At 41.3% G+C, this 22,861-nt stretch carries 18 protein-coding genes and 1 pseudogene; all 19 read left to right on the top strand.

Going from position 1 to position 22,861, the window contains the following annotated elements:
- Nucleotides 1-247: 247 nt before the first annotated feature.
- A complete protein-coding gene (locus ELQ35_RS07125) occupies nucleotides 248-694 on the top strand; it encodes a DUF5392 family protein (RefSeq protein WP_126864139.1) in 447 nt (148 codons plus the stop codon).
- A 439-nt stretch (nucleotides 695-1,133) separates the two neighbouring features.
- Complete coding sequence (locus ELQ35_RS07130; protein ID WP_246026010.1) at nucleotides 1,134-1,529, top strand: IDEAL domain-containing protein; 396 nt, start codon at nucleotides 1,134-1,136, stop codon at nucleotides 1,527-1,529.
- Between the two features lie 209 nt (nucleotides 1,530-1,738).
- Nucleotides 1,739-2,866, top strand: a complete 1,128-nt coding sequence (locus ELQ35_RS07135; RefSeq protein ID WP_185861689.1) for an NADH-dependent flavin oxidoreductase — start codon at nucleotides 1,739-1,741, stop codon at nucleotides 2,864-2,866.
- Nucleotides 2,867-3,412: 546 nt separating this feature from the next.
- Nucleotides 3,413-5,794 (top strand): immune inhibitor A domain-containing protein, encoded by a 2,382-nt coding sequence (locus tag ELQ35_RS07140; RefSeq protein WP_185861690.1) that lies wholly within the window; start codon nucleotides 3,413-3,415, stop codon nucleotides 5,792-5,794.
- Nucleotides 5,795-6,011: 217 nt separating this feature from the next.
- Nucleotides 6,012-6,437 carry an OsmC family protein gene (locus ELQ35_RS07145; RefSeq protein ID WP_126864140.1) on the top strand — a complete coding sequence of 142 codons (426 nt, stop codon included), beginning with the start codon at nucleotides 6,012-6,014 and terminating at the stop codon, nucleotides 6,435-6,437.
- A 124-nt stretch (nucleotides 6,438-6,561) separates the two neighbouring features.
- Nucleotides 6,562-8,304, top strand: coding sequence for a methyl-accepting chemotaxis protein (locus ELQ35_RS07150; protein WP_126864141.1), 1,743 nt, complete (start codon nucleotides 6,562-6,564; stop codon nucleotides 8,302-8,304).
- Nucleotides 8,305-8,439: 135 nt separating this feature from the next.
- Nucleotides 8,440-9,459 carry a LacI family DNA-binding transcriptional regulator gene (locus ELQ35_RS07155; protein ID WP_126864142.1) on the top strand — a complete coding sequence of 340 codons (1,020 nt, stop codon included), beginning with the start codon at nucleotides 8,440-8,442 and terminating at the stop codon, nucleotides 9,457-9,459.
- Between the two features lie 164 nt (nucleotides 9,460-9,623).
- Nucleotides 9,624-10,430: a sugar phosphate isomerase/epimerase family protein gene (locus tag ELQ35_RS07160; protein ID WP_126864143.1), complete on the top strand. Its 807-nt coding sequence runs from the start codon at nucleotides 9,624-9,626 to the stop codon at nucleotides 10,428-10,430.
- 47 nt (nucleotides 10,431-10,477) lie between these two features.
- Nucleotides 10,478-11,668 (top strand): substrate-binding domain-containing protein, encoded by a 1,191-nt coding sequence (locus ELQ35_RS07165; RefSeq protein WP_126864144.1) that lies wholly within the window; start codon nucleotides 10,478-10,480, stop codon nucleotides 11,666-11,668.
- A gap of 38 nt (nucleotides 11,669-11,706) precedes the next feature.
- On the top strand, nucleotides 11,707-12,888 hold the full coding sequence (locus tag ELQ35_RS07170) for a levoglucosan dehydrogenase (RefSeq protein ID WP_126864145.1): 1,182 nt from the start codon (nucleotides 11,707-11,709) through the stop codon (nucleotides 12,886-12,888).
- 82 nt (nucleotides 12,889-12,970) lie between these two features.
- Complete coding sequence (locus tag ELQ35_RS07175; RefSeq protein ID WP_185861691.1) at nucleotides 12,971-14,470, top strand: sugar ABC transporter ATP-binding protein; 1,500 nt, start codon at nucleotides 12,971-12,973, stop codon at nucleotides 14,468-14,470.
- Nucleotides 14,451-15,443 carry an ABC transporter permease gene (locus ELQ35_RS07180; RefSeq protein ID WP_126864146.1) on the top strand — a complete coding sequence of 331 codons (993 nt, stop codon included), beginning with the start codon at nucleotides 14,451-14,453 and terminating at the stop codon, nucleotides 15,441-15,443. Before ELQ35_RS07175 ends, ELQ35_RS07180 begins: the two co-directional genes overlap by 20 nt.
- Before the next feature lie 38 nt (nucleotides 15,444-15,481).
- Nucleotides 15,482-16,660, top strand: coding sequence for a Gfo/Idh/MocA family protein (locus ELQ35_RS07185; RefSeq protein WP_126864147.1), 1,179 nt, complete (start codon nucleotides 15,482-15,484; stop codon nucleotides 16,658-16,660).
- Nucleotides 16,657-17,628 (top strand): sugar phosphate isomerase/epimerase family protein, encoded by a 972-nt coding sequence (locus ELQ35_RS07190; RefSeq protein WP_126864148.1) that lies wholly within the window; start codon nucleotides 16,657-16,659, stop codon nucleotides 17,626-17,628. The genes ELQ35_RS07185 and ELQ35_RS07190 overlap by 4 nt, the downstream gene beginning before the upstream one ends.
- A gap of 452 nt (nucleotides 17,629-18,080) precedes the next feature.
- Complete coding sequence (locus ELQ35_RS07195) at nucleotides 18,081-19,079, top strand: LacI family DNA-binding transcriptional regulator (RefSeq protein WP_126864149.1); 999 nt, start codon at nucleotides 18,081-18,083, stop codon at nucleotides 19,077-19,079.
- Nucleotides 19,080-19,317: 238 nt separating this feature from the next.
- Nucleotides 19,318-20,499, top strand: a complete 1,182-nt coding sequence (locus ELQ35_RS07200; RefSeq protein WP_126864150.1) for a substrate-binding domain-containing protein — start codon at nucleotides 19,318-19,320, stop codon at nucleotides 20,497-20,499.
- A 117-nt stretch (nucleotides 20,500-20,616) separates the two neighbouring features.
- Nucleotides 20,617-20,814: a hypothetical protein gene (locus ELQ35_RS07205; protein ID WP_126864151.1), complete on the top strand. Its 198-nt coding sequence runs from the start codon at nucleotides 20,617-20,619 to the stop codon at nucleotides 20,812-20,814.
- Nucleotides 20,783-21,814 (top strand): zinc-dependent alcohol dehydrogenase family protein, encoded by a 1,032-nt coding sequence (locus ELQ35_RS07210; protein ID WP_126864152.1) that lies wholly within the window; start codon nucleotides 20,783-20,785, stop codon nucleotides 21,812-21,814. The genes ELQ35_RS07205 and ELQ35_RS07210 overlap by 32 nt, the downstream gene beginning before the upstream one ends.
- 209 nt (nucleotides 21,815-22,023) lie before the next feature.
- Nucleotides 22,024-22,719: pseudogene (locus ELQ35_RS07215) on the top strand (sugar phosphate isomerase/epimerase family protein); the annotation flags it as partial.
- Between the last annotated feature and the right edge of the window lie 142 nt (nucleotides 22,720-22,861).

Genomic DNA, 22,861 nt, shown 5'->3' on the forward strand with positions numbered 1-22,861 from the left:
GCAAAGTCGTCATTCCGGAGATTTGATCTCTCGGCTTTGTTGGCAACTTAGCGTTGTTAGCAAGACCTTACCTAATAGTGGTAGAGGTCTTTTTGTTATTTTAAAAAGTTAAATGACCTTTGCCTCTCCTGGCAGAGGTTTTTTTATATCCGCCTAAATACAATACATGGAGGGGAATTTGAAAAAATCATTTCAAATTTTAATCTTGTAAATCCAATTGTTTTAAAAAATGAAGGGACTTGATCATATGAATGTTTTTATGACAGGCAATTTTTCAGACTATGTAAAAAATGAATTAGAACAATTACAGAAAACCATTGCTCCCGTATTAAGTAAAACGACAAGGTATGCAATTTGGGCTTTCCCTTTAATGACAATATCCTTCTTTAATCTGTTTTTCTTATTATTCTATTCCACAACCGGTCAGGTAACTGCCATACAACTAGTAATTTATGCTTTGCTTGGTGCGTTAGGGCTGGCGTTATCAAAAGAAAGAAAAATAAATCAAAAAGAAGTCCAGAAGCTTAGTAATGAATATATGATAAAAAGGATTGAAAATAGTTCATATGTAAATGATTATCGCAAGAAATCATATGTAGACACCATAACGGAACAGCCACTGACTGCATTAAATAGTTTTATTGAATTCATAAATGAGGAAGAGAAGGTAAAGAAACAGAACGAGTACAATTAATTGTTCATCCTTTGAAAATTAAATACAAAAACTGGGCGGCAGGGAGATTGCGAATTACGCAATCCAGCTTATAAGCAGTGTTATACTTAACTTATAAGCATAATCTCTAGGGTTGTGTGATTTCCCTCATCCGGTTCATTTCGCTGAAGTGAATATTCATCCATAATATACGTGAGCATTTTTAAAAAAGTGGAAGCATCTTGATACCTGATCCCCTCGAGTTGCTTTGGTTGATTTTATAAACTCTACCTATTAGAATGACAGTACTCTTCTTAAAGAAGAAGAGGAAAAGGAAAAGGTCAGCGCTGTAAAACGAAACGGTATCAGTGAATGTTTCTTGACTTATTTTGCATTTTATTCTCTCAGCCAAACACGTGAAATGTTCTTTTTAAAATTCAATGAACTATCTTACTAACATTTTAAGGGATGGTGAATACTAATGGCGATGTCCGGTGAATTTGGATTGGAAATAGGTGATTGGGTCTTGGGCAAATCGAGGAATGGAGAGCTGATACGCGGTTATATAGAAAAGATAGATATTTTGCAAGGAGCCGTAAAAGTATTCGTTATTGAAAGTGATAATGAAAAAACGATTGGGAAAAGAATCGGGATGCTGCACAATTGGGTGGAAAAACTGCCCGTTTCAACAAAGGTCAATGACGGACAAACTCTGGATTTGATCGATCTTGCATTATTGACTAGAGATGAGCAGTGGTTTATCGATTTATCGGAGAAATTAAACGCCCATGAAACAGCTTCAAAAGTGATGACAAAAAAGAATAACCTATACCCTATCAGAAGAAATAGAATCAGGAATTCTAATTCGGGAAGGTAGGAAGTTTTCGTTTATAGCAATCATGCAGTTAAATGAAGAAGGGTTTTTCCGTCAAGTGGCCATCTATCCAATATAGGAAGAGGAGGAGTAGTTTCTAGTGATTGTCATTCATGCCTTCATGAAAGCAATCCCGAACCTGCGCGCAGCATTCCTTAAACACGCTAAAAAGGTAATACAACCCTCAATTTGAAAAACGGAGGAACACAACAATGATGAATTCAAAATATGCACCATTATTCGAAACTCTTTCTTTTCGAAGTGGGATTCGGGTGAAAAATCGTATTGCAATGGCACCGATGACCAATTACTCTTCCAATCAAGATGGAACAGTCTCAGATGGTGAAGTAAATTATTATGTACGCCGCTCGAAAGGTGTGGGCATGGTTATCACTGCCTGTACATATGTAACAGCGAATGGCAAAGGATTTCATGGCGAATTTGGCGCGGACAAGGATGAAATGATCCCCAGTTTGCGCCGGTTAGCAACTGCTATTAAAGAGCAAGGGGCCAAAGCTATCCTGCAAATCTTCCACGGTGGACGCATGTGCCCGCCGGAACTAGTGCCCAACCAGGAAACGGTCAGTGCCAGCGCTGTTGCTCCAGAAGGTGAAGGACAAGCGGTTCCACGGGCTTTGGAAGATGCCGAAATCGAGTCAATTGTTAAAGACTTTGGAGAAGCGACTCGCCGGGCAATCGAAGCAGGGTTTGACGGCGTAGAAATTCATGGCGCCAACGGCTATCTGATCCAACAATTCTTTTCCCCGCATTCCAATCGCCGTGAAGACCGCTTTGGCGGCAGCCTGGAAAAACGTATGACTTTTCCAATGGCAGTAATTGATGAAGTGAAGAAAACGGTACAAGATCATGCAAAAGAGCCATTTCTTGTAGGATATCGTTTTTCCCCAGAAGAGCCGGAAACACCTGGAATCACGATGGCCGATACATTAACCTTAGTTGATGCACTGGCTGATAAAGATCTTGATTATCTTCATGTTTCTTTGATGGATTTCTGGTCGACTCCAAGGCGGGGTGCAGATGATACCCGTCCGCGTATGGAACTTATCAAGGAGAAAGCAGGCGACCGTGTTCCTGTAATTGGATTAGGTTCGATTCTTACCGCGGATGATGCTTTAAAGGCGCTGGAAAGTGGGATTCCATTGATAGGGTTGGGACGCGAAATTATTATCGATCCAGACTGGGTAGAAAAAGTGGAGCAAGGAAAAGAATCTGAAATTGTTACAAAGATAAACAAGAACGCGCAAGAGAAGCTTGTTGTACCAGATCCGCTCTGGCAAGCAATTGTCAACACACCTGGATGGTTTCCGGGTGTAAAATAACAGCTTATGACGCAAGGCTGATCTTGAAAGAGAATGGCATATTTGGTCATAAACATATTGAGGCTGACTCCAAAAGGACATGAAAAGTCCTTTTGGAGTCAGCCTTTTTTCATTTACTGCTCCTACTAGAGAGACTCTAGGTAAAACAGGAGATAGGCTTTACATGCTAGATTTATTCGACAAATGAAAGTAGATTTTTTCAATATAGGGAACAGTGCGGGAACAATTATGGAAATTTCTTTCAAAATTCGCTCTTTTATAGTGGGTAAATAGATTCATATTTTGATTATCGTAATTTTCGGGACTCTAACAATAAGGTTACATTCTCTTTTTATTAATCATTATTACCTAGTTAATTTTGCGGTTTTTTTGTGTGTAGCTACTAAATGGCTCAGGGCTAACAAAAAAATTGTTATTTCGAGCCTGTTTCGACATTATTTTATGATCTATTCTCCTTATATAAAAAATCTTCACAATATTGTAACATTTTACTAGAATTTATCTTAAATTCTGAAAAAATAGCTTATAAACAGGGAGGGCCTTTTATTGAAGAAGAAGAGCACATTAAAAGTATTTACCAGCGTTGCAGCCAGCACATTAGTAGCAACTTCTTTGTTTGCCGGTTCTTTTGCCGGTACAACAGCAGCACCAAAAAAGGTTTCGGCCGCAGCAATGGAGTCGGCGCCAATTGATCTAAATATCGTAGACCAGGACCGTCTTGCCAAAGCACTGCAAAAAAGAGGAGCCATTTCCAAAGACGCTTCTAAAGAAGAAGTAAATAAAGCGGTAACCGCTTATATTGAGAAAAAACAAGGCGAAAAACCTGCCACTCATGGAAAAACTACTAAGGAACAAAAAGAATTCGATAAAAAAACAAAAGACTTTATCTCGAAACAAAAGGACAAGCTTTCAAAGAAGCTTTCAAAAGAGAAGCCCCAAAAAGGGAAACCCAACGGATATGTTAAAGTGGATCCCGCAAAGCAAGCAAAATATGACAGCTCCGTTAGAGAGGATAAGGTACTCGTATTATTAGTAGAATATGCAGATTTCAAACATAATAATATCGAACAAGAGCCCGGGTATATGTACTCCGAAGATTTTAACAGCGAGCATTACGAAAAGATGCTATTCGGTGATGAAGAATTTACACTATTTAATGGCGAAAAAGTGAAGACTTTTAAGCAATATTATGAAGAACAATCCGGCGGCAGCTATACGGTCGACGGCCATGTAACGGACTGGCTCACCGTACAGGGAAATGCGAGGGAGTACGGCGATGACAATCCCGAAGGAGGAAATGATAATCTTGCTCCTAAAGGACCGCGGAACCTTGTAATGGATGCGTTAGACGCAGCGGCTGCCTCAGGTCTTGATTTATCTGAATACGACATATTTGACCAATATGATTTAGATGGTGATGGAAACCAGAACGAGGCGGACGGGCTAGTTGATCACCTTATGGTTCTTCATGCCGGTGTAGGACAAGAAGCTGGCGGCGGTAAATTAGGTGACGATGCCATCTGGTCACATCGTTGGACAATCGGAAACCAACCTTACAAGATTCCTGGTACTACTTCGAAAGTTCCTGAGAATTTTGGAGGACAGATGGCAGCACATGATTACACAATTGAACCTGAAGACGGCGCAGTTGGTGTATTCGCCCATGAATTCGGCCATGACTTAGGCCTTCCGGATGAGTATGATACACAGTACTCAGGGCATGGAGAGCCGGTAGCATCCTGGTCTATTATGAGCGGCGGCAGCTGGAATGGAGAGATTGCCGGTACAACACCTACAAGCTTCTCACCGCAAAATAAGGAATTTTTCCAAAAAGTAATGGGCGGCAACTGGGCAAATATTACCGAAGTAGATTACAAAGATATTGATAAGTTCGGAGTGGCCAGCGTGATTGACCAGAGTGTCACGAAATCAAAAAAACCAGGAATTGTGAAGGTTAACCTTCCTGAAAAGCAAGTAAAAGGGATTGAACCAGCTTTCGGTGAAAAATATTATTATAGTACAAAAGGAGATAACCTTCATACGACTCTTGAAACTCCTGAATTTGACTTAACAAATGCAACAAGTGCCAAATTCGATTATAAAGCATGGTATCAAGTGGAATTTGATTATGACTATGTATACGTTAATGCAGTTACAGATGATGGACAAACAACAGAACTTGATGTCATCGGTGATGAGAATACTGTTGATGGTTATGAGTCTACCAAAGGTGAATGGGTGGATAAAGAGTATGATTTAAGCCAATTCACAGGCAAAAAGGTGAAACTGGTATTTGAATATGTAACAGATGGCGGCCTGGCCCCAGCCGGTTTAGCGGTGGACAACCTCACTTTGACTGTTGATGGTAACGTTGCTTTCACAGATGATGCAGAAGGAACAGCCAAGGTAACGTTAAACGGCTTCGAAGCTTCTGACGGTATTAGTTTCAAACCACATTATTATTATCTTGAGTGGAGAAACTATGAAGGTTCTGATAAAGCGCTTCAATTCTCCCGCGGCGTAAAATATAATACTGGTTTAGTAGTTTGGTATGGTGATGATACCTATACTGATAACTGGACAGGAGTTCACCCTGGTGAAGGATTCCTAGGGGTAGTAGATTCCCATCCAGATGCGATTGTAGGCAAACTGAATGGCCAGGACTCTATCAAAGATAGTACTCGATATCAGGTCGCAGATGCAGCATTTTCATACGACAAGGCACCTGCCTGGTATGTCGATAATCCTACTCGAGGAATTTATGACTATAAGGGTTCCCAAGGTATAGTCTCATTTGATGATTCGAAAACTTACAGCAACACAATAATCCCGGATGCTGGACGCAAGGTTCCGAATTTCGGCCTTAAGTTCCATGTAGTCGGCGAAGCGAAAGACAATTCCGCCGGTATGGTGTGGGTCCGCAAATAAGAACAAAGCGAAAAGACATCAGGCATTGCCTGATGTCTTTTCGCTTTGTTGCAATATATAAATCTTGATGGAATATGAATAAGTAAATACTGGTATTATATACACATTAATAAGTATTATTATAAATGAAACCATACAATGGAAAAAGTTAAGAATACCAAGCTAAGTAGTGGCCAATATTAAAAGAAGGTAAATCCTAAGGAAGGGATTGGAATAAATGAAAACAACGGTTAAATGGGCAGGGAATATGGCTTTTTCAGGCACAACTCCTTCAGGACATGAAATCAAACTGGATGCAGCTGAGGAATCAGGAGGCAAAAATAGCGGAGCAAGACCTACAGAATTGCTTCTGCATGCGGTTGCAGGGTGTACAGGGATTGATATTATCTGGATTTTGGAAAAGATGCGTTTGAATCCCACATCATTTCATATGGAAGTAGATGGAACACGTGCTGAAGACCATCCAAAACGATTTACAGATATCCATATCCATTACGCATTAGAAGGTGAACTGCCCGAAGATAAGGTGGCCCGGGCAATTCAACTGTCAAAAGAAAAATATTGCTCCGTCTCCCAGTCATTAAATGCGAGGATTACAGCGAGTTATTCGATAAATGGCGTTACAGGTAAACAAACTATTTGAACGTCTTCGATCCATGGAAAGAGGGGCCGCCCCTCTTTTTTTTTGGATAATTGCAAGCAGTATAGTACAAATTTCTCATGAATAACCGATATAAATTAAAAAGAGTAGGAAAGGAAACTAGGTTATGACGAATGGGAAATTTATTGAAAAGCAATCAAAAATGAACACATCCTTCTTAAAACTTACCGTCAGAAAAAAATTATTGGGAGGTTTCTTAATCGTTCTTCTATTGCTGGGTGGAATTGGGCTGTTGTCTAATATTGGAATTAAAACAGTGGATAATAATTACACTGCCTTACTTAACGAGCAAGTTGCGACGGTAGACAAAATAAGAGATTTAAAATTGGAAGTCATGACCCATTCAGATGCCATTCGGGGCTTTTTGATAACCGGGGATTCGGACTACCTCTATGAGTTTGATGATTCTGTAAAACGTTTTGACAACGTCGTCAAAGACATAGAGGTGTCCGGTGCCAGCGCAAAAACGAAACGAATGGTAAAAAACCTTGATAGTATCCAACAAGATTACCAGCTAAATGTCCAGAAACAAATCGAATTAAAACAAGCCCATAAGACTGATGACTTTTTAATGATGATGAAAACAAGTGCAAAAGATATTGGAGTGGAATTCAACAAGCAAGCCAATGATTTAATAAAATACCAAAAAGACCAATTGAATAAGCGAAGCGAAGAAACGACAGCACTTATCAATAAAACGAGAACAATAATCGTGATTATAAGTGTGGCTGCCTTTATCATCGGAATCATGTTCGCCTACTTTATTAGCCGTACAATATCAAATCCAATCAGCAAGGCTTCGGAAGCAATTAGACGTGTTGCGAGCGGGGATTTAACCATTGAGGAAATGAAAGTAAGAAATAGGGACGAAATAGGGACGATGGTTGGCTCACTAAATCAAATGATTAAAGATCTCCGCTCGGTAATTGTGCAAGTGAACGATTCTTCCACCCAGGTGGCATCCAGCAGTGAAGGTTTAGCTATGAGTGCTGAAGAAAGCAAGATGGCAGCAGAGCAGGTTGCTCAAATAGCCCAGCGAAACTCATATGGAATGGAGCAGCAGCTGCTTCACTTTCATGAGGTGACTGCTTCTGTAAGCGAGATGACATCCGGGATTTTACAAATATCTAATAATAGTGAGCAAATGCTCCAAGCTACCGAAAAAGCAACATCTATCACAGGGCAAGGAACAGAGTATGTTGAAAATGTCGTTCAACAAATGAATCATATCCATCATTCCGTAGGTCAAGTAACCAGTATTATTGAATCACTCGAGAAACGTTCCAAGGAAATCAGCAACATTGTTGGAATGATAACGCGGATTGCCGACCAGACAAACTTATTAGCGTTAAACGCAGCGATTGAAGCGGCGAGAGCCGGTGAGCACGGAAAGGGCTTTGCTGTGGTAGCTAATGAAGTGCGTAATTTGGCGGAGGAATCGAAGAAATCTGCAGAAAAAATTACGAGCATGATCTTAGAGATCCAAAAAGAAACACAACAAGCCGTACAGGCGATGACAGAAGGGAATCGTCAGGTAGTAGAAGGCTTAGGGGATTCGGAAAAAGTAAATAGCACTTTTGCAAATATCTTAAAGTCGATTGAAGGGGTAGGAGTGAGAGTGCAAAAAGTTGCCAATTCTGTTGAAGAGCTTACCCTGGCAAGCGGGAACATTTCTGATACTGTAGCTCAAGTGAAAGAAATTAGTGAGAAAAGTGCTGCGGCAGGCCAGGAAAGTGCTGCTGCCACAGAAGAACAGCTTGCAACAATGGAGGAAGTAACGACATCGGCTGAGTCACTCTCCAGGCTGGCCGAAAAGCTTCAATCGGTGATTTCTCGCTTTAAAATTTAACTATCAATATTAGCTATAGTCTTCAATTGTTCAGAAAAAAATTTAAAAAAGATTATTAATTATTGCAATACAAAATGTAATCGATTACAATACTAGTAGTGAAAGAACAATTCTTGAAAGGAATATGGGAGAATAATGATAAGAATTGTTGATGTTGCAAAGATGGCCAATGTCTCCACTGCAACGGTTTCTAGAGTGATCACTAACTCAGGAACTGTAAAAAGAGAGACAACGGAAAGAGTCTTGGAAGCAATCGAATTATTAAACTATCAACCAAATGTACTGGCAAGACAGCTTAGAAGATCGGAAACGAATACAATACTTGTCGTTGTTCCTGATATTACGAATACTTTTTTTTCAAAGGTGCTTCGCGGAATAGAAGCTGTGGCAATTGAAAACGGGTATCAAGTTTTGCTGGGTGATGCCCTCAACAATGTTGAACGTGAAAACGGGTATATAAATATTTTACGTCAGAAAAAGGCAGATGGAATGATTCTGTTAACGGCAAGAATAGATGAAGGCCTTTTAGACGAAATAGCGAAGGAGCTCCCTGTTGTTCTGGCATGCGAATACATGGAGGGTTCACAAATTCCAACTGTTTCGATTGATAATATCAGCAGCTCCAGAAAAGCTGCAGAGCATCTAATTGGTTTAGGACATCAAAGAATCGGTTTTATCTCAGGCCCGCTCAATGTAGTCCTAGGCCGGGACCGGTTAAAGGGGTTCAAACAAGCGATGTCACAGCATGGTCTTCCGATTGAACCGTTATTAGTACAGGAAGGCGACTTTTCATATGAAAGCGGCTATAATTTAATGATGAAATTTTTGGCACTGGAACATCCGCCTACAGCTGTATTTGCCGCAAACGACGAAATGGCGATCGGGGCCATAAAAGCTATTAAATTCAGAGGATTAAGTGTGCCGGAAAATATCTCGGTCATTGGCTTTGATAACATAAAAATCTCATCCATTTTTGAACCGGCCTTGACAACGATTGCACAGCCTGCATACGATATCGGCCAGAAAGCTATGGAATTATTAATAAAGCTAATAAATAAAGATTCACTAACGAAAAACCAATATATGCTGGAGGATGAACTTATCATTCGTGAATCCTGTAAAAAATGTTTGCACCAGACCATTTTTCCAAAATAATGTAATCGATTACACCTGAAATGCAGAAAATTTGCATTTCTTAAAAAGATATGTTGTAATCGATTACATGAAAGCCCTATCCTTTTGAGGAGGTGGTTATATTCAATAAGAACAATCATAATGACTGCCAAATTGCTAATACTCTTACTATTGGAGGAAAAAATATGAAACTAGGATATCAAACAAACACATGGGGAGGCGTAATAGGGCACCCTGCAGGAGTTACATCGGTGAATGATGCCTATTACCTTGCCAATGGTTCCACAGAAGAAGCTTTAAAAGACATTAGTGCCGCTGGATACAGAGGTTTTGAAATATTTGATGGAAACCTTATGCAATATAAAGACAAAAAAGAAGAATTTAAAGCGTTAGTAAAAGAAAACTCTCTTGATTTTATCGGTGTTTACACAGGCGGGAATTTTATTTTCTCTGACATTCTGGAAGAAGAGCTTATCAAAATTGAAAAGGTAACATCTCTTGCTTCAGAATTAGGCGCTAAGCATCTTGTAATCGGCGGTGGCGCAATCCGTGCGAATGGCATACTGGAGAGCGATTACACTGACATGGGAAACGCATTAAATAGAATAGTAGAAATATCCGAGAAGTATCATCTTATTGCAAGTTACCACCCTCATATGGGAACCAATGTTCAGGCGCCTGAACAGTTAGATAGATTAATGCCGTTAACCACGATTAATCTAGTCCCAGACACTGCTCATATTGAAGCAGGCGGCGGTGATCCGGTAGAAGTAATTAAAAAATATATTGACCGTATTAAATACGTTCATTTAAAGGACTTTCAAGATGGTGAATTTTTACCATTAGGCGAGGGGCACCAAAATTTCGATGAAATGATTAAAGTGTTAAATGAAGCAGGTTATGATGGATGGATTACCGTTGAGTTAGACAGCTACGAAAATCCAAAAAAAGGCGCTGAAATCAGCAGGGAATTTCTAACAAGATTTGAGTGATTCAACATTCAACAAGAATAACTTCCATGGGATAAGAGAGGTTGATTATGAAAAAGCTGTTATCAATGTTTACTATTGTTATTCTGATTGGCAGTCTTATACTGACCGGCTGCATCCAGAAAGACTCTTCCTCTTCTGAAAATAAAAATGAAACAAGTAAAGGAGCTGACAGTGGCAACGCGAAACAAACGGCGAGCTCAGGCCCAATTACCATAAGCTCCGAGATACCAGATGACCAGGAGATACTAAGCAAAGGTCCAAATGGGGAAAAAGCTGTTTCTGCAAAAACACTGCAACTCACTAAAGAGGATGTTGAAAAGATTAAAGCAGGGAACTATAAAGCTGCAATTGTGATGCATTATGCCGGTAATGACTGGTCAACAGCGCAAATCAACGGCCTAAAATCAACATTTAAAAGAATGGGTATAAAAGTCATTGCCGTTACGGATGCGCAATTTAAGGTTGAAAAACAAGTATCTGACATTGAAACCGTATTGGCAAAATCACCCGATCTTATTGTCAGCATCCCGGTCGATCCAGTTTCAACGGCCGATGCCTACAAGAGAGCCGCCAAAGCTGGGGTGAAATTAGTCTTTATGGATAATCCGCCAGCCGGTTTAAAAGCAGGCAAGGATTATGTCAGTGTGGTCTCCGCGGACAATTATGGCAATGGTGTGGCCGCTGCCGATATAATGGCTAAAAAGCTTGGCGGAAAAGGGAATATCGGTGTCATTTATCATGCAGCCGACTTTTTTGTAACAAAACAGCGTACAGAAGCGTTTGAAAAGACAATTAAAGAAAAATATCCGCATATCAAAATTACCGAACGCGATGGCATTACGGATCCTAACAAGACGGAGCTTGTGGCATCAGGCATGTTAACAAGAAACCCTCACCTGGATGGTATTTTTTCAGTGTGGGATGTTCCGGCAGAAGGTGTGTTATCCGCAGCCCGTATCGCCGCAAGAGAAGATTTAGTCATTACAACGATTGATTTAGGCACGAATGTTGCTCTGGAGATAGCATTGGACGGAATTGTGAAAGGCCTTGGAGCCCAGCTGCCGTATGATCAGGGAGTAACAGAAGCAATCTTAGCCGGATACTCTTTGTTAGATAAAAAGGCTCCTGGATATGTTGCTGTACCTTCGTTAAGTGTTACAGAAAAAAATGTTTTGGATGCATGGCAACTTGTTTATCGGGAAGAGGCTCCTGAAACGATTCGGGATGCCGCAAGTTAACTTGGTATTTTTCATTTTATTTAGAGGAGGAAACTAAATTGAAAAAATTGAACGTAGGTATGATCGGCGGAGGATTTATGGGGAAAGCGCATGCACTTGCTTATGCAGGAATGCCAATGTTCTTTTGGCCGGCACCGGCAATCCCGCACCGTCACACTGTTGTTGATGTCACTGAAGAATTGGCAAAGGATGCAGCTGCAAAATTAGGCTTTGAAAATTATTCTACTGATTGGAGAGCAGTAGTTAATGATCCTGATATCGATATCATTGATATTGTGACTCCAAATAATACGCATGCCGAGATTGCGATTGCTGCGGCAAAAGCCGGCAAACATATTATTTCCGAAAAGCCATTGGCATTAGGGGCTGAAGAAGCAAAGACCATGCTAGAAGCAGTACAAGCAGCAGGCGTTAAACATGCAGTGGCCTTCAATTACAGAAGAACACCAGCTGTTGCCCTTGCGAAGAAGTATATTGAAGAAGGCAGAATCGGGAAAATCCTTAACTTCCGCGGAACGTATTTGCAAGATTGGTCCGCCGATCCAAATTCACCGCTATCCTGGCGTTTCCAGAAAAAAATTGCAGGTTCAGGTGCTCTAGGTGATATTGGAACACATGTCGTCGATTTTGCGCGCTACCTGGTTGGCGAAATTTCAGATGTAAATGCTATGACGAAAACATGGATTCCGGAGAGACCTACACAAACTGGCGGAGTTGACAAACTAGGTACAGTCAAAAGTGCCGCTGCAGATGTACCAAAAGAGGTCGTTGATGTAGATGATGAGTTTATTTCTATGATCAAGTTTGAAAATGGCGCAATCGGAAGCATTGAAGCAACCCGTAATGCCTGGGGCCGCAATAACTTCCTGACTTTTGAAATTCATGGTGAAAAGGGCTCCTTATACTTTAACTATGAGCGTCGTGATGAGCTGCAAGTGAGCTTCTCAGATGATCCAAGTGATGCGAAAGGCTTTAGGACCGTATACACTGGGCCGGCTACACCATATGGAGAAGCGCTCTGGCCGATTCCTGCATTAGGTATTGGTTACGGGGAAACAAAAATCATTGAAACCCACGACTTCTTTAAATCTATCGTTGATGGTACAGAAGCATCACCAAATTTCAATGATGGATACCGTGTCGAACTGATTGCTGATGCAATTCTTGAATCAGCTGAAAAAAGCGCATGGGTGAAGGTTAACGATCTGGAGAAGAAGTAAGCAAATAGAAGCTTTTCATTAGCAAAATCTATCTAGAGACTGCTCTAAACCGGTAGTCTCTTCTAAAAAGAAGGTGAATTAGTTGGAACAACCGATACTTTCGATGGAAAACATCTCAAAATCATTTAATGGAATAACTGTTCTTGATTCCGTTAATTTTTCATTAAACAAGGGGGAAGTCCACGCCCTGATGGGGGGGAACGGAGCCGGAAAGTCGACATTAATGAAAACGTTAACAGGCGTTTATGAAGCTGATAGCGGTGAAATCCATATTGATGGCAAGAAAGTTTCGATAAAAAATATGCAGGATGCAAGAGATAACTATATTTCGATGATCTTTCAGGAATTCAGTTTGATCCCCACATTAACAGTGGCCGAAAATATTTTTTTAACACGCGAATCAAGATCGTCTTTAGGGTTTCTAAACGATAAAGAGGGTGTGGAAAAAACAAAGGGTTTATTGCAGGAATTAGAAGTTGATATTGACCCTAATGATGTGGTTGAAAGCCTTGGTGTGGGATATTGGCAGATGACTGAAATTGCCAAAGCCCTTTCACAGGAAGCGAAAATTTTGATCATGGATGAGCCTTCATCCTCATTGACTAAGAAGGAAACGGAAGTTCTCTTTTCTTTCATAGACAAACTAAAACGCAGGGGAATTTCGATTATATATATCTCACACCGCATGGATGAAATCTTTAAAATTTGTGATCGAGTTACCATTTTGCGGGATGGAAAGAATGTCGTCACCGAAAAGATCAAAGATATCGGATTAGATACAGTGATTCAGCATATCGTCGGTGCTGAAATGGATAAAGCATTCGAGTGGAAGGAACGCTCCTATTCAATGGATTCGACACCTGTTCTTGAGGTGAAAAATCTATCTTCCGGAACAAAAGTTAACGATATTAGCTTCAAAATTTTCCCTGGTGAAATCCTTGGTGTTGCCGGGTTAATGGGCAGCGGAAGATCAGAAATGGCCCGTTCTATCTTTGGGATTGACTCAAGGGACAGCGGAAAAGTCTTGGTTAACGGGGAAGAACGAACGATTAAAAATCCGATCGATGCAGTTAAGTCCGGTCTCGCGCTTATTCCGGAGGATCGAAGAATGCAAGGGCTGATTCTTGAACATAGCGTAAAAGATAATATGATTCTACCTATTCTCTCAAAGCTTAAAAAAGGTCTTTTTCTTGATGAAAGCAAGGCTGATGAATTAGCTGATCAATTAGTCAAAAAGCTGAACATTAAAACGGACAATATTTTTAAGACCACAAGCTTGCTATCCGGCGGTAATCAGCAAAAGATTGTGCTTGCGAAATGGCTGGCAAGTGATCCTGATGTCCTGATATTGGATGAGCCGACAATCGGTGTAGATATCGGTGCAAAAACGGAAATCATTGATATTGTCCGTGAACTGGCTGACAATGGTAAAGCGATATTAGTTATTTCATCCGAGCTTCCTGAACTTCTGGCAATCAGTGACAGAGTCATTGTTATGCATGAAGGGGAAATGGTGAAAGAACTAAAGAGGAAGGAGATAAATACAGAGGAGGAACTACAACATGCCATCCAAGGATATTGAGATGAATAACCACAGTAATGTAACTGCAAAAAAGCCGGGGAAAACATTCGATTGGCGTAACTATATTGTCTATTTTGCTTTTGCCGGTGTACTCATTTATTTTTCACTCACTTTATTTGATGAGGGATTTTTAACATCTAACAATATGCTGAATATTGCCCGTCAATCAGCGATGATCACGATTATGGCGGTGGCGATGACCTTTGTAATCAGTACCGGTGAAATTGACCTTTCTGTTGGTTCAATCACGGCCCTTTCCGCATTAACTGCTGCGCTTGCACTGCAAGCAGGCATGGGACTTATCGGCGGGCTTGTTGTCGGACTGGGAACAGGGTTAGCAGTAGGGCTCATTAACGGCCTGCTTATCACAAAAGCTGCGATTCCTTCTTTCCTTGTTACCCTTGGTATGATGGGGATTGTTAAAGGACTGGCAATGTGGATTACCAATACAGCTCCAGTACCTATTGTTGATTCCACTTTTAACTTCATGTTTGGATCAGGCGATCTTGGACCTATCCCGATTCTTTTGATTTGGACAATCATTGCCGCAATTATCGGACATGTACTGCTTCGTAAAACAGCATTTGGACGACAAACTTTGGCAACTGGCGGCAATGAGAGTGCTGCAAAGTTCTCGGGAATAAAAACAGGCAAGATTAAATTGCTCGTCTTTACCGGAACAGGTTTGGCCGCCGGTTTCGCCGGTATTCTATATGCCGGGCGTATGCATGCAGGAAGATTTACCTTTGGGGAAGGCGATGAACTTTCTGTTATCGCTGCTGTAATTCTTGGTGGAACGGCTCTATCTGGCGGAGTCGGAACCGTTATTGGTACGGTTATTGGCTCATTGATGATGGGTGTAATTAATAATGGTTTGATCATCATGGGTCTTGATGTCAGCCAACAACAGATAGTAAGAGGTCTAATCATCATTCTTGCGGTAGCATTTGGAAGAAAAACAATAAAAAAATAGAATCATAATGTCTGTTGATCTTGTAGGAGGACATCAAATTGGAAAAAATAAAAGTCGGCATTATCGGGACAGGCTTTATCGGGCCTACTCATATTGAAGCCATCAGAAGGCTTGGCTTTGTTGAAGTGGTTGGGATAGCGGAAAGCAGCATCGAATCAGCTGAACAAAAAGCCGCCGAACTTGGGATTGCAAAAGCATATGGCGATTATCGCGAAATGCTGCGTGACAGCGAAATCCAGGTCGTGCATAATTGTACACCGAATCATCTTCACTTCCCGATTAATAAAGAAATCATTTTAGCTGGCAAGCATGTTTTATCTGAGAAGCCTCTAGCGATGTCAAGCGAAGAATCAGCAGAATTAGTGGCACTAGCAAAAAAACACAAGGTTGTCCATGGGGTGAACTTTAATTACCGCCAATTTCCTTCTGTGAAAAACTTAGAAACAATGGTCAAAAATAATGACTTGGGAAAAATCAATTTGGTTCACGGAAGCTACTTGCAGGATTGGCTGCTGTATGAAACTGATTTTAACTGGAGGCTGTCACCTGAAGTGGGCGGGACATCTCGGGCAATCGCGGATATCGGTTCACATTGGTGCGATACGGTCCAATATGTGACCGGCAAAAGAATCGTTGAAGTTTTCGCAGATCTTGCCACGGTGATACCTGTTAGAAAAAAACCTGCATCTAATGGCTCGACTTTCGGGGCGCAGAATGCGGATCAAGAGACATATGAGGACATTCCAATCCATACAGAAGATTACGCATCGGTACTGGTGCGCTTTGCTGATGGGGGCAACGGTGTGTTCACGGTTTCCCAGGTAAGTGCCGGCCGAAAAAATAGGCTCAGTTTTGAAATTGATGGCAGCGAAAGTTCCGCATACTGGAATCAAGAGGAGCCTGAAAAGTTATGGATCGGGCACCGCGACAAACCAAATGAAATCCTCCTGGCGGATCCAGGTTTGTTTTCGCAGGAAGCGAAATCGTCCATCCACCATCCTGGAGGTCATAATGAAGGCTGGCCTGACGCTTTAAAAAATGTGATGTTACATTTTTATACATTCATTCGCGAAGGGAAAGACCCTTTAAATGATCGAACTAATTTTGCTACATTTGAAGATGGACATCTATCCATGTGCATCACCGATGCCATATTAGAAAGCAATAAACAACAAAAATGGGTCAAAGTCCAAACAGAACTGGAGGTGAAACCGTGAAACTAGGTGTATTTACCGCTTTGTACCAGAACCTTCCTTTTGAGGAGATGCTTGATAAATTAAGCGCCATGGGTGTTGAAGCGGTTGAACTGGGGACGGGCAATTACCCGGGAAACAATCACTGTAATCCTGATGAGTTATTGGAAAGCGCGGAAAAACGAAAATCGTTTCAACGTGCAATCGCAGACAGAGGCTTAACCATTAGCGGGTTGAGCGCTCACGGCAATCCGCTTCATCCTGATAAAAAGGCTGCCAAAGAAGCCCACGACACCTGGAGAAAAACCGTCTTATTAGCGGAACGCTTAGAGGTTCCGGTCATTAATGGATTTTCAGGCTGCCCTGGTGATCACGAAGGGGCTAAATATCCAAACTGGGTGACCTGTTCCTGGCCGCCGGAATACTTGGATATTCTCGACTGGCAATGGAATGATGTAGTGATTCCTTACTGGAAAGAAGAAACCAAGTTTGCCGAATCTCATGGAATCAAGCAAATTGCCTTTGAAATGCATCCCGGTTTTGTCGTTTATAACCCGGAAACACTGTTGAAGCTAAGAGAGCATGCAGGCGAAAGCATTGGCGCCAATTTCGATCCGAGCCACCTTGTCTGGCAGGGGATCGATCCGGTGGAAGCGATTAAAAAGCTTGGACGCGAAAATGCCATCTATCATTTCCATGCGAAAGATACCTATCTGGATAAAGCTAATATCAATGTGAACGGCGTGCTAGATACAAAACATTACAGTAAAATTTTGGACCGTTCCTGGACGTTCCGATCAGTCGGCTACGGACATGATGAAAAAGTGTGGAAGGATATTGTCAGCACTCTTCGTGCTGTTGGATATGATTATGTCCTTTCTATTGAACACGAAGACATGCTCGCTTCCACAGATGAAGGTTTAAGTAAAGCGATCAGCCTGTTGAAAGGAATTCTTTTTAAAGAGCAGTTAACCGAGATGTGGTGGGCTTAATTAATTAAATTCTCTCAAAAAATCCTCTTTATTTATAGAGAGGATTTTTTGTTCCTATATAAGTTGAGATTAAGAATTGCATCTAACACAAATCAGTCAATACTTGGAATTAAAAGAGACGACAAAACGATAAAGAGAGACGACAAAACTAGAAAAACAGACGCGAAAACGATAAAAGTGACGCCAAAACAGAAAAACAGACGACAAAAATTGAAAGAGACGCCAAAATGAGAAAAGAGACGACAAAACTTTAACCGAAATAGGAAATGGTTATTTCAACTTATATAGTAAAATAACAGGCTTCCTTCGATCTTTATTTTCCATTTCCACGCTGTTAATCTGTTTAACCAAATTAAATTTTAAAAGAGTATTGCATTTATAAATGTAATCGTTTACACTGGTTTCAAATAGATAGATTACTTCTTAGACAATGATTGAAGGGAATTAAATACATGGTAAGAATTGTTGATGTTGCAAAAAAGGCCAATGTTTCCACAGCTACCGTTTCGAGAGTGATCACTAATTCAGGGAATGTGAAAAAAGAAACGATTGAAAAGGTTATGGAAGCCATACAGAAATTGAACTATCAACCTAATATTTTGGCAAGACAGCTACGGAGATTGGAAACCAAAACAATACTTGTCATTGTTCCAGATATCACTAATACCTTTTTTTCCAATATACTTCGAGGAATCGAATCTGTTGCGAATAAGAATGGCTATCAAGTTCTCCTTGCTGATGCCCATAACAATGTAGAGCGTGAAAGCAACTTCCTTGATATCTTGTATCAGAAAAAGGCAGATGGGATGATCCTGTTAACCGCTAGAATTGATCAAAATGTTATTGGCGAAATTTCAAAGGAATACCCGGTTGTCCTGGCGTGTGAATATTTCGAAGGATCGCAAATTCCAACTGTTTCGATTGATAATATAAGCAGTGCCAGAAAGGCGACCGATCATTTAATAGGTTTGGGACATAAAAGAATCGGTTTTATCTCCGGACCATTGGGCGGTGTGTTAGGCCGTGACCGATTAAAGGGATTCCAGCAAGCAATGGCCCAGCAAAACCTCGCTGTACCGCCGTTTTTAGTCCAGGAAGGAGATTTTTCTTACGAAAGCGGTTATAATTTAATGCTGAAAATCTTGACATTGGATCTTCCTCCGACCGCCGTATTTGCCGCAAACGATGAAATGGCAATCGGGGCAATTAAAGCGATTAAGTCCAAAGGGTTACGTGTTCCGGAAGATCTATCGGTAATTGGCTTCGATGATATTAAAATTGCTTCCATTTTTGAGCCTGCTCTTACGACAATTGCACAGCCAACCTTTGAGATAGGCCTGAAGGCAATGGAATTACTTATAAAACTAATAAATAAAGATTCAATAACAAAAAATCAATATATGCTAGAGGATAAACTGGTTATACGAGATTCCAGTAAAGAATTGTCCTGAAATGCTTCTATCCACTAAAAATGTAGCAATACATTTTTTAGTGAGATATGAGGACAGTTTAAATCAGAAAATGTAATCGATTACAACTAAAGGAGATTATTGCCACCTCGAAGCAAGCTGAAAATAGTCTAATAAGGGGAAGGTTACAAATGATGACTGAAATTCTCTTTAATAAATCTAAAAATTACTAACAGTCGGAAATTCAATTAATAGGTTAATAGAAAAGAGGAGGCCCAATATGAGAAAAAAATCATGGTTGTTCACATCTATACTTTTAAGCGGTTGTATTGCACTGGCAGGCTGCGGTAATCAAAATGCTTCGTCATCTGCTGGTGAAGGAGATAAACAAAAAAGTTCACAAAAAGCAGTGGAGATAGCTACTTCAGGACCAATAACAATCAATCCTGAGATTGCTGATAAAAAAATCCTGGATAAAGATCCGTTTGGCAATCCAGCCACATCAGCAAAGACATTGAAGCTCACTGAAGAAGAAATTGAAAAGGTTAAAGAAGGCAACTATACTGCGGCGATTGTCATGCATTATACAGGAACCGACTATATGACAGCCCAAATCAATGCCCTTAAAACAACATTCAAAAGAATGGGGATCAAAGTAATTGCCGTCACTGATGCTCAGTTCAAGGCAGAAAAAGAAGTCTCGGACATTGAAACAGTATTGGCAAAAAAACCAGACATTATCGTGAGTGTCCCCGTTGACCCTGTTTCCACAGCAGATGCGTATAAAAAAGCAGCCGCTGCAGGAGTTAAAATAGTCTTCATGGATGGCGTAGCAAACGAAATGAAACCTGGCAAAGACTACGTAAGTATTGTTTCCGGTGATAACTATGGGAACGGAGTGGAAGCAGCTGAAATTATGGCTGACAAGCTTGGCGGGAAAGGCAAAATCGGCGTTATCTTCCACGATACTGATTTCTTTGTGACAAAACAGCGGACAACTGCTTTTGAAGAGACAATCAAGAAAAAATACCCGGATATCAAGATCGTTACCCGCGGCGGTATAACCAGTCCGAATGATGGGGAAAAAGTAGCTTCGGCGATGCTGACAAGAAATGCTGACTTAGATGGAATCTTTGCAGTTTGGGATGTACCGGGTGAAGGTGCTGTCTCAGCCGCACGTACAGCAGGCAAAACCGATCTTGTTATCACTACGACTGATTTAGGAACAAATGTGGGCTTAGAGATGGCTTCAGACGGTGTTGTAAAGGGGCTTGGCGCCCAGCTGCCTTTTGACCAGGGGATAGCAGAAGCGATTTTAGCCGGATATGCCCTGCTTGGCAAGGAAGCTCCGCCATATGTTACAACACCAGCATTGAATGTTACCAAAGATAATATTCTAGATTCATGGAAACTAGTTTACCGTCAGGATGCTCCTGCGACCATTCAGGATGCAATGAAATAAAGAGCCCGCTTTTTTATAAATGTTTAGGAAACTGCAGTATGAATAATAAGTGGATAATTTAATTTTGGTTATCTGCATCCAGCTCCAGCGCCTAGCCCCGACGCACAGGACGTGCTAGTGCCGACGTTGCCACAGGAAGTGGCGATCTTAGTCGGCCTCGAGGTCATAAGCCAATCATCTTATGGGGAGAAAACCGCTCCCCATACAGCTGCTCGTCTTATGCTTGTCGGGGCTGATCCAGGCGCTTGCGCTTTTGTACTTACAACGGATGGAGGTTTAGAGGATGACAATGCAAGCTGTACTATTTCCTGGTGATAAGAAAGTAGACATACGAGAAATGGACATACCAACACCTGGTATGGGTGAAGTATTAATCCAAATGAAAGCATCGGCTATTTGCCGCAGCGATATGAGTCTATATTATGGCACTTCTGTTTTTGAAGGAACAAAACTTGGTTCGATTGTTCCAGGCCATGAACCTGCAGGTGTCATTACGGAGGTGGGAGAAGGGGTATCCACCTTCAAAACAGGTGACCGTGTTGCTGTCTATTTAGCATTAGGGTGCGGGGAATGTCCACATTGTAAAAGCGGATATAAGATGTTCTGTAAGGAATTCAAATGTGTAGGCTTCGATGCCCACGGCGGAGATGCAGACTATTTAGTTGTACCGGCTGAAAACTGCATGCGCCTACCGGATGATATGAGTTTTGTCACTGCAGCGGTGTCCACTGACGCTGTCGGTACCTTATTCCATGCTCAGAAAAGATTAGGCATTTCCGGCAGAGATATCCTGGTCATCTTTGGGATGGGACCTATGGGTGGAGCTGGCGTGATGATTGCCAAAGCGTTAGGTGCAACTGTCATTGCTGTTGATATGCTTGATGAGCGCTTAGAAATGGCGAAAGAATTTGGAGCCGACTATATTCTGAATGGCAAAAATGTCAATGTTCAGGAAGAAATTGCGCGGATCACAAACGGCCGCGGAGCAGATGCTGCGATTGATTGTTCCGGAAGTCCTTATGGTGAAAACGATGCACTGGATTGCGTCAGACCACATGGCCGCGTGGCATTCATCGGTGAAAGCAAGAAAACTACCATCAAGCCAAGTGCACAATTTATCCGTAAACAAATTTCCGTTATCGGTTCATGGTATTTCCCAATCCAGGAATTCGATGAAATTACCGAATTTATCATGAGAAAAAATCTGCCCGTTGAAAAATTGGTTACACATCGATTTAAGCTGGAGGAAGCAGAAACAGCCTTCCGTTTATTCGATGAAAGAAAGACTGAAAAAGCCGTATTTGTTTGGGAATAATCCTTTCGTTTCTGAGGAATATAAAAAACTAGTTTACGGTATATTAATCTTTGAGAGGAATGAACATCATGAAACTTTCATTTAATACTTGGGCCTACAGCAGTTTTCCAACGATGCTGCCGAATTATCCGCTAGAAGAAGTGATCAACCGCCTGGCTTCGATGGGATATGACGGCATCGAAATTGGCTGTGCCAGTCCGCATGCCTGGCCGGATTATCTATCCGCTGAGAGGCGCAAAGAAATTCTGCAGCATTTAAAACGGAACAATCTTAATGTGGCTGCGATGCTGCCCGCACCTGGCGGCGGACCTGGCATGAATCCAAGCTCTTTCATAAAAGAAGAGCGCGAATATACGGTAAAGCATTATAAAGATGTCGTTCGACTGGCTCATGATTTGGAAGCTCCTACCGTTATGTGGCTTGCCGGCTGGTTCGGCTTCGGAACCACCAAGCAGGATGCCTGGAATTACAGTCTAGAAGGTTTGCAGGAAGTAGCAAGATATGCAAAAGAGCTTGGGATCACAATGGTTGTGGAACCACAAGCTGCGGACTGCAACCTCGTCGAATCAGCAGATGACGCCTTACTTTTGGCAGAACAATCAGGAGAATCTAATGTGAAGGTGATGTTTGACACATTTCATGCGCTGTACCGAAATGAAGTTCCAAGCGATTATGTCTACCGAATGAAAGACAAGCTGCAACATGTTCATATCTCAGACAATGATCGTTTACCGCCTGGCCAAGGAAGCATCAATTTTGATCCGATGTTAAAGGCATTGAAAGAAATTGAGTATCAAGGCTACCTATCCATGGAAATCGGATTTCATACAAGAAGTGCAGATCCCGACTGGTATGCGCAAACCTCGATCGATTATTTGAGAGGGAAGCTGGCTGATATTAAATAAAGAAGTCTTAACAGATCTAACAGGGGCCCTTGTAGTATTCAACTACAGGGCCTTTCTAGTTGTTCTTTGCTATTTTTACTAATTTATTTTCCAGAGTATCTTTCGTTTAACGTAAATAGAATATAAGTTAACTAGTACCATT

Origin of the sequence: Peribacillus cavernae (genome assembly GCF_003989135.1) — a bacterium.
Taxonomy (GTDB): Bacteria; Bacillota; Bacilli; order Bacillales; family DSM-1321; genus Peribacillus; species Peribacillus cavernae.